At 33.0% G+C, this 12,468-nt stretch carries 12 protein-coding genes; all 12 read left to right on the top strand.

The genetic code is table 11. The annotated features are described in order from the left end of the window. The first annotated feature begins 16 nt into the window (after window positions 1-16). The 12 genes from BO15_RS0102415 (at window position 17) to BO15_RS0102355 (ending at window position 12,333) form a co-directional block, all read left to right on the top strand. Window positions 17-1,375, top strand: a complete 1,359-nt coding sequence (locus BO15_RS0102415; protein ID WP_033152013.1) for a Gfo/Idh/MocA family oxidoreductase — start codon at window positions 17-19, stop codon at window positions 1,373-1,375. Next, window positions 1,375-2,628 carry a CDP-glycerol glycerophosphotransferase family protein gene (locus tag BO15_RS0102410; RefSeq protein ID WP_033152011.1) on the top strand — a complete coding sequence of 418 codons (1,254 nt, stop codon included), beginning with the start codon at window positions 1,375-1,377 and terminating at the stop codon, window positions 2,626-2,628. Before BO15_RS0102415 ends, BO15_RS0102410 begins: the two co-directional genes overlap by 1 nt. 35 nt (window positions 2,629-2,663) lie before the next feature. Then, complete coding sequence (locus BO15_RS0102405) at window positions 2,664-2,954, top strand: hypothetical protein (protein WP_033152010.1); 291 nt, start codon at window positions 2,664-2,666, stop codon at window positions 2,952-2,954. A gap of 68 nt (window positions 2,955-3,022) precedes the next feature. Beyond that, window positions 3,023-5,164: a hypothetical protein gene (locus tag BO15_RS0102400; protein WP_157752302.1), complete on the top strand. Its 2,142-nt coding sequence runs from the start codon at window positions 3,023-3,025 to the stop codon at window positions 5,162-5,164. A gap of 39 nt (window positions 5,165-5,203) precedes the next feature. Then, window positions 5,204-6,478, top strand: a complete 1,275-nt coding sequence (locus tag BO15_RS12990) for a 6-hydroxymethylpterin diphosphokinase MptE-like protein (RefSeq protein WP_052169727.1) — start codon at window positions 5,204-5,206, stop codon at window positions 6,476-6,478. A gap of 38 nt (window positions 6,479-6,516) precedes the next feature. Next, window positions 6,517-6,972, top strand: coding sequence for a YhcH/YjgK/YiaL family protein (locus tag BO15_RS0102390; protein WP_033152002.1), 456 nt, complete (start codon window positions 6,517-6,519; stop codon window positions 6,970-6,972). A 61-nt stretch (window positions 6,973-7,033) separates the two neighbouring features. Beyond that, window positions 7,034-7,756, top strand: coding sequence for a 3-deoxy-manno-octulosonate cytidylyltransferase (gene kdsB / locus BO15_RS0102385; RefSeq protein ID WP_033152000.1), 723 nt, complete (start codon window positions 7,034-7,036; stop codon window positions 7,754-7,756). After that, window positions 7,749-8,552 (top strand): 3-deoxy-8-phosphooctulonate synthase, encoded by an 804-nt coding sequence (kdsA, locus tag BO15_RS0102380; RefSeq protein WP_052169726.1) that lies wholly within the window; start codon window positions 7,749-7,751, stop codon window positions 8,550-8,552. Before kdsB ends, kdsA begins: the two co-directional genes overlap by 8 nt. Then, a complete protein-coding gene (locus tag BO15_RS0102375; RefSeq protein WP_033151999.1) occupies window positions 8,537-9,517 on the top strand; it encodes a KpsF/GutQ family sugar-phosphate isomerase in 981 nt (326 codons plus the stop codon). Before kdsA ends, BO15_RS0102375 begins: the two co-directional genes overlap by 16 nt. A 278-nt stretch (window positions 9,518-9,795) precedes the next feature. Next, complete coding sequence (locus BO15_RS0102365) at window positions 9,796-10,080, top strand: hypothetical protein (RefSeq protein WP_033151995.1); 285 nt, start codon at window positions 9,796-9,798, stop codon at window positions 10,078-10,080. Between the two features lie 64 nt (window positions 10,081-10,144). Continuing rightward, a complete protein-coding gene (locus BO15_RS12985; protein ID WP_242843746.1) occupies window positions 10,145-11,185 on the top strand; it encodes a glycosyltransferase family 32 protein in 1,041 nt (346 codons plus the stop codon). Window positions 11,186-11,208: 23 nt separating this feature from the next. Then, window positions 11,209-12,333 carry a hypothetical protein gene (locus BO15_RS0102355; protein WP_033151993.1) on the top strand — a complete coding sequence of 375 codons (1,125 nt, stop codon included), beginning with the start codon at window positions 11,209-11,211 and terminating at the stop codon, window positions 12,331-12,333. Window positions 12,334-12,468 lie beyond the last annotated feature (135 nt).

Genomic DNA, 12,468 nt, shown 5'->3' with positions numbered 1-12,468 from the left:
TAGGAAAGGGAAGATAATGACAAAAGTTATTACCTATGGAACATTTGATTTGTTTCATGAAGGCCATTACAATTTGCTAAAGCATGCCAAGGAACTTGGTGATTATTTAATAGTGGGAATCACTACAGAACAATACGATCTTACACGTGGAAAGCTTAATGTGGTTGATTCATTAATCACACGTATTGATAATGTTCGCGCTACAGGCTTTGTAGATGAAATTGTTATAGAAGATCATACAGGCCAAAAGGTAGAAGATATCCAGAAATATGGTGTGGATATTTTCACTGTAGGTTCTGACTGGGTAGGTACTTTTGATTATTTGGAACAGTATTGCAAAGTGGTTTATTTACCTAGAACTAAAAATGTATCTTCAACTATGAAACGTACAGATAGAAGTCCGGTTCTTAATATTGGTATAGCTGGTACCGGTAGGGTGGCAGAGCGCTTTCCAAATGAAATAAAGCTCGTATCTGGCGCAAATGCAGTAGGCGTATTTAATCCCCATTATGATCATGCTAAGCCTTTTATGGAAAAGCATGAGTTGGCATTTTGGACCAATGATTATGATGAGTTCCTTGATAAGATAGATGCGGTCTACATAGCTACACCGCATGAGACACATTACGATTATGCTAAAAAAGCCATATTAGCAGGCAAACATGTGTTGTGTGAAAAGCCAATGGTATTCAAGAAAGTAGAAGCTGAAGAATTATTTAAGCTTGCTAAAGACAACAATGTTGTGCTTATGGAAGCGATAAAGACAGCATATTGCCCAGGATTCAAACAGCTTATCAGTGTTGCTCGTAGTGGAGTTATAGGAGATATATGCGATGTGGAGGCAAGTTTTTCACGCATCACGGCACCGGACAAGCGTGAAATGAATGATTTGAAGTATGGCGGGGCCTTCACTGAGTTTGGCAGCTATTGCTTGATGGCAGTTATTAAATTACTTGGAAAAGACTATAAGGATGTCAGATTTGAAAGTGTAAAAATGGATAATGGCTTAGATGCCTATACTAAAGCTCATTTTACATATGAAAATGCGTTGGCGACTACTAAAAATGGTGTTGCAGTTAAAACAGAAGGTGGTCTTATTGTTGCTGGAACTAAGGGCTATATTTTAGCACCTTCGCCATGGTGGCTTACAACAAACTTTCAAGTTCGCTATGAGGACCCAAATAAAATAGATGATTATACATCTAAATTTTTAGGATCAGGAATAAGATATGAAATAGCGGAGTTCACAAGAGCAGTTGGCAATTTAAGAAATGGCGAGCCAAATGCTTCAGCTAATATATATATGCTGACTAGAGGTGAATCTATAGCTCTTGCTGGCATATATGAAAAATTCTTGTCACAAAGGAATAATTAATGACTGAAAGACAATATATAAACTATCGAAAACTTAAAGCTTTTGGAAACCGACTCTGCTTTTACCTATGCAGAGTTTTTCCGATTAAAAGGAATTTAATTAGTGTATGTACATTTGAGGGGAAAGGTGGATTCGGGTGTAATCCTAAATATGTTGTAATGGAATTACACAGGCAACATCCAGAGTATGAGTTTGTATGGTTTGTAAATGATATGGACAAGGAGTTTCCAGATTATATAAAAAAAGTCCCTAATACTTTATGGAGTAGAGCATACTGGTTATCGCGCTCAAAAGTGTGGATTGATAATTATAGAAAACCATACGGGACTACAAAACGTAAAGGCCAATACTATTTGAATGTTAATCATTATACTATAGGTATTAAATGTACCGGATTGTGGCGCGGTGATGGATTCTCAGAGATGGCATATCTTGTTAGCAAGAATGATTCAGATATGATTGATGATTTGGTTATTGATTCCAAATGGTGCGAGGTAGTATCGCCTAAAGGCTTAGTTTATAATGGGACATATTTGAAAACGGGCGCACCAAGATGTGATATTTTGTATGGAGATAGAACGCAACAAAAACTTGCTTTCCGTAGGAAACATGGAATTCCAGATAATGCAAAGGTTGTAATGTATGCCCCTACATTTCGTGAAGGTGCAAAGGATGGAAAAAGATTTGTTTTTTCTGAAATATGGTCCATAGATTTTAAAAGGCTATTAGCAAATCTAGAAAAGAAGTTTGGTGGAGACTGGTATTTGTGTGTGAGAGTTCATCCACAATTGGCACCAACTTTCGAAGATTATCATGATTCTGAACTGAAAGGAAGAATCATAAATGAGAGTCAAGCAGATGATATGTATGAGATATTAGCCGGAATGGATGTGTATATTACAGATTATTCTAGTGCATGCTTTGAAGCAGGTTTTACTGGCATGCCGGTATTTTTGTATGCGGATGATGTACAAAAGTATGCTAATGCTAGAGGGCAGTTGATGTGGAATTTGGCGACGGATTCAAGGCATGCTGTCGGTAATAACAAAGAGATAACATCAGCTTTTGATTTGATAATGCCATTTTCATTAGCACATAATAATCAGGAATTGGAAGAAGATATTTTGAAATTTGACCCAATGGTTTATGGAAAGAATTTGGACGAAATGTATGAACAAATGGGCTTGGCGTTTAGTGGCGAGGCTAGTAATAAGATTGCAGCGGTCATAGAACACTTCTTAAAGGCAAGATAAAATATATATTGATTATGTGCAAGGATGAAATACAAATGAGTTATACATATTTTGTGATAAATATTGATGATTTTATTATAGAAAAAGCACACCCTTATACAATAGTATTTAAAGCAACATGCCCGGTATTTCATAATGCTACTTTTGATTTGAGATACACTGGATCTGATATTGAGTACAATGTTTCTTTACCCGAAGAATACATGGATAAGGTGAGGAGTAAAATGCAAGAAGTATTTGGGAATGGACCATATAATCATGCTAAAATTAAAAAGCTGTTATCTTCAAACAGGCAATTCAGAATAGGCATGGGTGACGAAGAATAATAAAGCTAGATTAAAATACAGTGTTAAAAGCTTAAAAAGTGGTATAAATGGAGATTAATTGTCAGAAAATGAATGATAATAATACAAAAATGACAAAAGACAAATTCGATATGGAGTACGAGCGCTTCTGCAACGATTGTGCTGACTTGGTCGAAAAAAAAATAGTAATCTATGGAACGGGGCGTATGACAGCAACATTAGTTGAAAAGAATGATAAGTTCCATATAGTTGGACTATGTGACCGAGATGCAGAAAAGATAGGCTCAGAATTATATGGAATGCGTGTGTTATCGCAAGCAGAAGCGGAGAAAATGGCTGATGTAATTGTGATTAATACATCACCGTCCTATTGGAACACTATTTATTCAAGAATTAAGGATTGGAATATACCTATTTACTTCAAAAATGGAAAAAGGGCGATTATTGAAGAACGAGACATAGCAAGTAATTCATATTGGGAAATTAAAGAAAATAAGCTTATTAATGAAATAAGAAAGTATGATGTTATAAGTTTTGATATTTTTGACACATTAATCTGTAGACAATACTGTAATGATATAGATTTATTTAGATTAATAGAAAAAAAGACTCGGTGTAATGATATTGATTTTGTTTCAATGCGAAAAAGTGGCGCAGCGCGCGCAGAAGTTAATGCAAATCTTACTGAAATATATCAGATAATCAGTAGTGAATTAGAAGGTCTGGGCTTGAATACACAAGAAATTATGAATCTTGAATGGGCTATGGATTATTCTATGATGGTTCCTAGAAAAAAACTAGTTGAAATATGCAAAAGAGTAATACATGAAAAACAAGTTATCATCACATCTGATATGTACTATTCCAAGCAACAAATAAGTGCTATTTTAAGGAATGTTGGTATTGATATAGCGGATAACAATCTTTATATATCATGCGAAGCAAAAGCAAGTAAAGAAGATGGCTCAATTTGGAAAATAGTAAAAAAAGATTACCCTGAGTCACGAATTCTTCATATAGGAGATAATGAGGAGAGCGATGTTAAGAAACCTCAGAAATATGGGATAAGTACTTTCTGGGTTATGAGCCCATGGAAAATGTTTGAAGAATCATCTATTGGCGAGTTGAGTAAGGATATTCTTTCACTACATAGTTCGTTGCAGATGGGATTGATTAATTCAAAAATATTTAACGATCCGTTCAACTTGGCAGAGTCAAAAGGTTATTTATCATGTTTATCTGTACAGGATATTGGATTTTGCTTATTGGGAGATATGGCATATACTTTTTCGGATTGGTTGATAGAAAAATGCCAACAAGAAAACATCTGTGAATTAGGGTTCTTTTCACGTGAAGCATTTTTTTTAATTAAACAATTTGAGCACCTAAGAAAATTGAAAAATTGTATTGTAGTTAAAGCAAAAGAAATCAAAATTTCTAGAAGAGCTATAATGAATGCTGCTATTTTTAGTCGTGAGGATATAGAAGATGCGTTAAGTTTTCCTTATAAAGGAACAGTAGGCGAATTGCTTTATGATAGGTTTAATATTCAATCAAAAGATTTTGATGGTAGACCTGCAGAGATATTAAAGAAAGACGCCTATGAGTTGAATACCTTTATTGACAAATATGAAGATGAAATATTGCAAGAGGCACAAAGGCAACGTAATAATTATCTGTCGTATTTAAAAAAAATAGAACTTGCAAATGATATTACTGTTGTTGACTCATTTATATATGGTTCTACTCAATATTATTTATCAAAAGTGATGAATAATAATCTTTCAGGATTATATATGTTAATTAACAAATGTGAAGATAATAGGTGCATACAAGGGAAAAAAATCGATTCGTGCTTTCAAGAGGCAAATGATATAGCAGGAGTTAATAATGAGATATATGAAAATGCATTGTTCTTGGAGGCATTCTATACTGCTCCTAATGGAATGGTGCGAGAAATTGATGACAATGGGTTGCCTATATATGAGCGAATTGGAAATAATCAAAGATTTTTTGATGTAAGATTATCTTTAGAGGAAGGAATCGAAGCTTACTTTGATGACTTTTATAAAGTTATTAATGGATTAGAGATAGAACGAGATATTTCATTCACCAAGAAGGCTTTCAATGCATTCATGAAAAGTGGAGTGTTACAGAAAGAAGTGATAAAAAGAAGTTTTTTCTATGACAACGGTGTACTTGGAAGAGATGAAAATAGGATAGTGGAATAAAAGATATAAACTTAAACTATTAAAGAGGGATAAATACTGATGAATAATAAGTTTGTAGTTTGGGGAACAGGATATCGTACAAAAAAATTAGTGGATATTATTGGATTGGATCATATTAAGGTATTTATAGATAATAATATTACAAAACAGCAAATTGGGTATGAAGGGATTAAAGTCATATCGTTTGAGGATTATAAAAGAGAATACAGAAACTATGGTATTATTGTTTGTCCTATATATGATGAAGATGAAATTGTATCACAATTAGAAAGTGAAGAAATATATCACTATCTTTTACTATCTATGAATCCTTCCGAGATACAAGGATATGGTATAAAAGATTATGTACAACGTGCTTATGAAAAAATAGATAGAGGATGTCGTAATATTATTATTGGAGACAATTTATTCACTTATTTATTGTATGAAAAGGCGCATAGAGTTTTAAATGATAATCAAATAGGAATATGCTCTGATAACTTACAAAATGAAAAACAGTTTAAGGCTATTTCTAAAATGTTAGGATGCAACCTTATAGCACGAGAGGATATCCAGCCTACTGATAGGGTATTATTGGCAATAAAAGATAGAGAGTATTACACATATAATTATGAGAATATATATGATATGTCGAAAGAAATTCCAGATTATTATAATGACAAAATTTTGTCGTTGAAAGATACTCACTTAGGAGAGACATGTTTTGTAGTTGCGACTGGGCCGAGTCTATTAACAGATGATTTGTTAAAATTGAAGGCGAATGGTGTGTATTCATTTGGTGTTAATAGAATTTTTAATATTGATGCAGAATATTGGAAACCGAATTGTTATGTGTTTATAGATAAAAAAGGAATAGAGGACTATAGTAACGAAATAGAGAATTATCAAATAGAAACTAAGTGTTTGAATGCTGATACAAAAAATATATTTAAAGATGACGGTTGTAACTATTTTATGCATGTTGCAGTGCATGATCATTATGATTTACAGAATGCGTTTTCAGAGAATGTTGAAAGCGTTGTTTATGGTGGAGGGACGGTTGTATATGCTGCAATTCAAATTGCAGTATATATGGGATTTAAAAAAATATATTTATTAGGCGTAGATTGTAATTATGAGAAAAATAGTAATGATAACTATTTTTTTAAAACAGAAAAACCAGATATTTTGAATCACGATGTCAGGAGGATGTTTGATAATTTTGAGATAGCTAAAAAATATGCGGATGAAAAAGATATAAAGATTTATAATGCAACTCGTGGAGGCATGTTAGAAGTGTTTGAAAGGGTTGACTTTGATACTTTGTTTAAATAATTAAGTTTGTTTTTATTTGATAAAATTAGGAAATTATTATGAAGAATATAGATTTGTCAATGATAAATAAGTTATCAAAAAACGTATGCGATTTTTTCCTTGATAATATTCAAGGTCGGGACACGGGTAGATTTGATTTTGAGGATGGCATATACATAAATATTGAAGAATATAGAACATCTGATAGGGAAAATAGAAAATATGAAGTACACAAAAAATATTATGATTATCAATATATAATTTATGGTCGGGAAACTATAGAAACAAAAGAAAAACAGGGTGATGAATGTAGTATGCCATATGATGAGAACCGTGATATTGCATTTTATAATAATACAATACCAGGCAAAAAGAATATATTGATGGCAGGACAGGGATTGATTATCCCGACGGATATATTACATATGCCATGTCTTAATATTAATGGAAATTCGGAATATGTAAAAAAAGCCGTAGTTAAAATTCCAAGAGAACTAATAGAACGCGTATTATAGTAAGTTTTAATATTTGTTTGGTTATGCAATAGAATAAATAAACATAATGTGAGGTTTATGTATGAAAAAAATAGTAGCAGTTATACCTGCAAGATATGAGTCTAGTAGATTCCCAGGAAAGCCTTTAGCGGTTATAACGGGGAAAACAATGATACACAGAGTGTACGAGAGAGTAAAATGTGTTGAGTGTTTTGAGCAAGTTATTGTTGCGACAGATGATGATAGAATAAAAGATGAGGTGGAATCGTTTGGCGGAATTGCAGTAATGACTGGAGAGTGTACATGTGGAACGGAACGCGTTTTTGAGGCAGTAAAGAATATTGATGCTGACATTATTATTAATGTTCAGGGAGATGAACCACTTATAAAAAAGGAAATGATAATGGATCTTGTTAATGCATTTTCCGATGAAAGTGTATACATGGCTACGCTAAAGAAAAGAATTGAATTACAGAGAGAGATAGAAGCCACAAACGTTGTTAAAGTTATAACTGATTGTAATGATGATGCTATTTATTTTTCTAGATATACTATCCCGTTTAATAGAGAAAATATGAAAACTACATATTATAAGCATATAGGTATATATGGATATACAAAATCTTTTTTAGAAAAATATGTGTCTATGCCGGAATCGTTTCTTGAACGTACCGAAAAATTAGAGCAGCTTAGAGTTTTAGAAAATGGATATAAAATCAGAGTGAAAGAAACACAATATGAGAGTGTTGGAGTGGACTTGCCAGAACATATCAAAATAGTAGAGGAAGAACTTGCAAATGAATAATAAATTTATTGTTATATCAGGTCCCTGCGTTATAGAGTCAGAGGATATTACTAGAATAATTGCAGAAAAGCTAAAATTAGAATTGGAACCATTTATCAAATCGGGGGCAGTCGATTTCTATTTTAAAGCATCTTTCGATAAAGCAAATAGAACAAGTATTAATTCATTTAGAGGACCTGGTATCGAAGAGGGGTTAAATATTCTTAAGAGAATAAAAGAGGATTACAGTTTTAAAATTGTAACGGATATACATGAACCATACCAAGCAGCACTGGCAGCAGAAGTGTGTGATATACTTCAGATACCGGCTTTTTTGTGTAGGCAAACAGATTTACTTGTGGCAGCAGCAAAGACTGGTAAATTACTGAATATTAAGAAGGCGCAATTTCTAGCCCCATGGGACATGTCGAACGTTGTAAAAAAAGTACGAGATTCAGGAAATGATAAAATAATGCTGTGTGAACGCGGAACAACTCATGGATATAACCAGTTGGTTGTGGATATGACATCAATAATGGAAATGCATAAAAATGGATGCCCAGTTATTTTTGATGCTACACATAGTGTTCAAAAACCTGGAGGAAATGGAACATCTACATCTGGTAATAGAGATTATATTCCGTATTTAGCTAAAGCAGCTGTTGCAGCGGGGGCAGATGGTTTGTTTATGGAGACACATGTAGATCCTTCCAAAGCATTGTCTGATGGACCTAACATGATTAATATAAATGATATACCTGCTTTATTAAGTCAATGTATAGCAATTAGGGAGATTATTGAATGTCAAAACAATTAAGAATAATAAATGCAGAGCAAGTGTTTGATGAAGAGATTAATACTTTGAAAAGAGTAAAGACGTCTTTAAGTCAAAATGATGCATTTAATAATGTAGAAGATGCTATTCGAGGTTGCAAGGGAAAGGTTATCTTGTGTGGAATGGGAAAATCTGGCCATATAGGACGGAAAATTTCTGCTACTTTTGCTAGCTTGGGAATACCGTCATTCTTCTTACATCCGGGTGAGGCTATGCATGGTGATCTTGGAATGGTTGATGCAAAAGATGTTTTGATTTTAATAAGCCATAGTGGAGAATCTACTGAAGTAGTTAGTATTTTACCAAGTATTAAGGTAATTGGGGCAAAGACGATTGCCTTAACTGGAAATGAGAAATCGACACTTGCAAGAGAATGCGACGTAACTTTTATTCTAGATGTACCACATGAAGCGTGTGCATTGGATTTGGCTCCAACATCGAGTACAACTGCTACGTTAGTTTTAGGAGATGCGTTGGCTGTTGTTGCATCTGAAGAAAGAGGTTTTACGAAAAGTGACTTTGGACTTCGTCATCCAGCAGGAACTCTTGGAAAGAAGGTTCTTACAAGGGTTAAGCATTTAATGGCAAAAGGAAAAAATATTCCATTTGTGTTTGAAGGATGTTCTATAACAGAAGCTATAATGGAAATGAGTAAAAAGGGACTTGGAGTAGTCGCTATTGTTGATGAGGATAAGATTTTAAAAGGACTATTAACGGATGGAGATTTAAGGAGAGCAATCGAAAAAAAAATCGATCTCTATAACGGTATTATAGACGAGGTAATGACGGTTAATCCCAAAAGTATTACTTCAGATTTGCTTGCAGTGGATGCTTTGTCGAGATTAAAGGAGAATCATCTGAACAACTATCCTGTTGTAGACGGAAAAAAAAGATTGGTTGGAATGCTGACATGGCAGATGATTATTAGGGAGGGAATAACACTTTGATTTATTAGGAGTTGTTTCTAAGAAAGTCAAAAAATAGGTTGGTTACTGATAACGAAGAATTTTGTGAGAAAGCCAATGTTCAAAGAATTAAGGTTGTATTTATTGACTATGTTGAAGGAAATAAACTGGAATTGAATGTCTTTGAAGGGGAGGATGTTTTAACTATTAAGTTAAATGGTAAAAGAATTGTCAACTTCATATAGGAACGGAAAAATGTATTAATAGAGAGATAGTATTCTTGGCACTACTAGTATACTCCCCTCCCTGAAAAAATGTATGTGAGAATCGGGGTAGATAGTATATTTAATGGAAATGTTTTTATTGATGCTCCAGAGGGGGCATTATGGAATAACGAATGGGATGATAATTTATTTGCAAATAGAGTTTTGTTAATGGAACCAGAAAATCTTGGAGTATTTGACGTAACTACATGTGCAAATAATTATGTTGTTGCACTTAGTGTAGTTAACATAGAGCATGAAGTTGATACTTGTATGTTGGCGGCAATTCCAGTGCAAGTTAAAAGAAAAGATATTTTTGGTGACATAAAGATAGAACTGTGAGAGGAAAGGTTTTACAAACTTGAAAATCGTACAATTTAGAGACTATAGCGAATTAAATGAATATTTGAAAGAAAAAAGAATAGTTTGTTTTGGTGCCGGTAGAGCAGCACAAAACTTTTTTGAATGGTACAAGGATGAATTAATTGTAGACAGAGTGAATTATATATTAGATAACAACTCTGCAAAGTGGGGACAGGTGTTATCGATTACTACTGGTAGAAATATTATAATACAATCGCCAAAATATTTGGAACGAGATATACTAAATATTGATACAATTATTATTACAAATCTCACACCGGAACCAATTATTGAACAGTTAATGAGGATATTTAATGATATAGATTTTGATGTGATTTTATATCAAAATTTAAAAAACATTTTATTTGAAAATAGAATGCATACAGCGATTATTCCAAATAATATTCGAGTGACTAAGGAGCCTCTTATTCCGAAAGTTATTCATTATTGTTGGTTTGGCGGAAAGACATTGCCAGAAAAATATAGAGAATGGATGGCATCATGGAGAAAATACTGTCCTGACTATGAAATAATAGAGTGGAATGAGTCAAACTATGATTTTAAGAAAAATCAATATATGTATGATGCTTATAAGGCTGGGAAGTGGGGATTTGTTTCTGATTATGCTAGGCTAGATATTATTTACAATCACGGTGGAATATATTTAGATACAGATGTTGAAGTTGTGAAAAATTTGGACGATTTCTTGTATCATGAAGGATTTGCGGGTTTTCAGCCAGATGGGCGTTTGGCAACAGGATTAGGATTTGGAGCAGTCGCTGGATTAGGTATTATTCGTGAATTAAGAGATGAATATGATAATTATGAATATATTGATTTTTCATCGAGAAAAGAAATAAACAGTAAACAAATAAAACCATGTCCGACTTTACAAACTGATTATTTATTGAATAAAGGATTAATTTTCAAAAATGCAGTTGAATGTATTGATGGGTTATATATTTATCCTGCGCCAGTTTTATGTGGCAAAGCCACGGCTAACTCAAAACCAATGATTGATGAAAGAACGTATACAATACATCATTTTGAGGGTTCATGGGTTAATTCGTTGAAGGATGAGTAGGGGGATGGCGAGGTCTTTATATAATGAAAAAAGAAGATTATGTTTTGTTTTTAACAGGAACAATAAACACTAACGATAATGTACCATTTTTAACAGTTAAGGATAACAATATTAGGCGACAACAATATATTGATGCTTTGAGATTTTATATTACAAAGTGCAATGTAAAGAAAATTTTGTTTTGTGAAAATTCGGGAGAACCGTGTCCAGATGAGGTGAAGGCTTTAGCGAAAAAAAAAGATATAGATTTCGAATGGTTAACGTTTATTGGTGACATTGGAGGTACCGTTGATATAGGTAAATCATTTGGTGAAGCTGAACTTATGGACTTTGCTATGAATAATAGTAGGCTTTTAGAAGAAAATGATTATTTTATAAAAACAACAGGACGTTTGATTATTAGGAATATCAATCAAGTAGTCTCCCTGGTGTCATCGAAAAGAAACTATTTTGTGACATTTGGAAAAGATGTTCTTGAGAAAGTTGATACAAGATTTTTTGCACTGAATGTTGAAACTTTTAAAAAGTATTTTTCACGTCCATATAATAAAAAAATTAATATAAAATCAAATTCAATTGAAAGCATGTATCCTGAAATAATTAGAAATGAAAGCATTCCTGTTGTTTCGCTTCCGATACAAATTTGCTTTGAAGGAATATCTGGAGGATATGGGCTGCCATATACGACTACACGAAGGGATGAAATTAAGTGTTCATTTAAAAAGTATATACTGACATTAGGGGGACATAGAATTTATCTGGAAGAACCGGGGGATTGGCAAGGAGACATGCAAATACCAGAAGAACTTACGGATAGATATTTTTCCAGACTTTATAAAAAGCGGATTGTTTTATGTGGAGCTGGAATGGCTGGAATGCGTTTATACAGAAATATTAAGAATAAGTGCAAAATTGTTGCATGGACAGATGCTAATTATAAAAATATAAATAAACGATATGGAATTAAACTAAGATCATTAGAGGAAACATATAGAAAAAAAGTAGACATTTATGTTATATGCGTTAGAAGTAAAAAAAACTATGAATCTATAAAAAAAAGCATTGAAAAAAATCACAGGGAATCAATTCAGATTGAATGGGTGGTGGATTTGGTATATGACGAAAAAGATAGAAAAATATTTGTATAGAGATAATAGTCATAAAAATGCAAAAACAGTTTTTTAATATCCCTAAGAAATGGCACATACAACTTCTTTAGTGTATAATGAAAGCTGTGACTCGTTAGAGCACAGCTTTTTTCAAGATATTAAGGAGATAAAGCT

The sequence above is a fragment of the Pseudobutyrivibrio ruminis HUN009 genome (assembly GCF_000703005.1).
In the GTDB taxonomy this organism is placed as follows: Bacteria; Bacillota; Clostridia; order Lachnospirales; family Lachnospiraceae; genus Pseudobutyrivibrio; species Pseudobutyrivibrio ruminis_A.
This window is presented reverse-complemented; position numbering and strand designations above follow the sequence as displayed.

Excerpts from the sequence above, each read along its gene's own strand:
- BO15_RS0102415 (WP_033152013.1), top strand. The coding sequence starts at position 17 with ATGACAAAAGTTATTACCTATGGAACATTTGATTTGTTTCATGAAGGC.
- BO15_RS0102410 (WP_033152011.1), top strand. The coding sequence starts at position 1,375 with ATGACTGAAAGACAATATATAAACTATCGAAAACTTAAAGCTTTTGGA.
- BO15_RS0102405 (WP_033152010.1), top strand. The coding sequence starts at position 2,664 with ATGAGTTATACATATTTTGTGATAAATATTGATGATTTTATTATAGAA.
- BO15_RS0102400 (WP_157752302.1), top strand. The coding sequence starts at position 3,023 with ATGAATGATAATAATACAAAAATGACAAAAGACAAATTCGATATGGAG.
- BO15_RS12990 (WP_052169727.1), top strand. The coding sequence starts at position 5,204 with ATGAATAATAAGTTTGTAGTTTGGGGAACAGGATATCGTACAAAAAAA.
- BO15_RS0102390 (WP_033152002.1), top strand. The coding sequence starts at position 6,517 with ATGAAGAATATAGATTTGTCAATGATAAATAAGTTATCAAAAAACGTA.
- kdsB (WP_033152000.1), top strand. The coding sequence starts at position 7,034 with ATGAAAAAAATAGTAGCAGTTATACCTGCAAGATATGAGTCTAGTAGA.
- kdsA (WP_052169726.1), top strand. The coding sequence starts at position 7,749 with ATGAATAATAAATTTATTGTTATATCAGGTCCCTGCGTTATAGAGTCA.
- BO15_RS0102375 (WP_033151999.1), top strand. The coding sequence starts at position 8,537 with ATGTCAAAACAATTAAGAATAATAAATGCAGAGCAAGTGTTTGATGAA.
- BO15_RS0102355 (WP_033151993.1), top strand. The coding sequence starts at position 11,209 with ATGAAAAAAGAAGATTATGTTTTGTTTTTAACAGGAACAATAAACACT.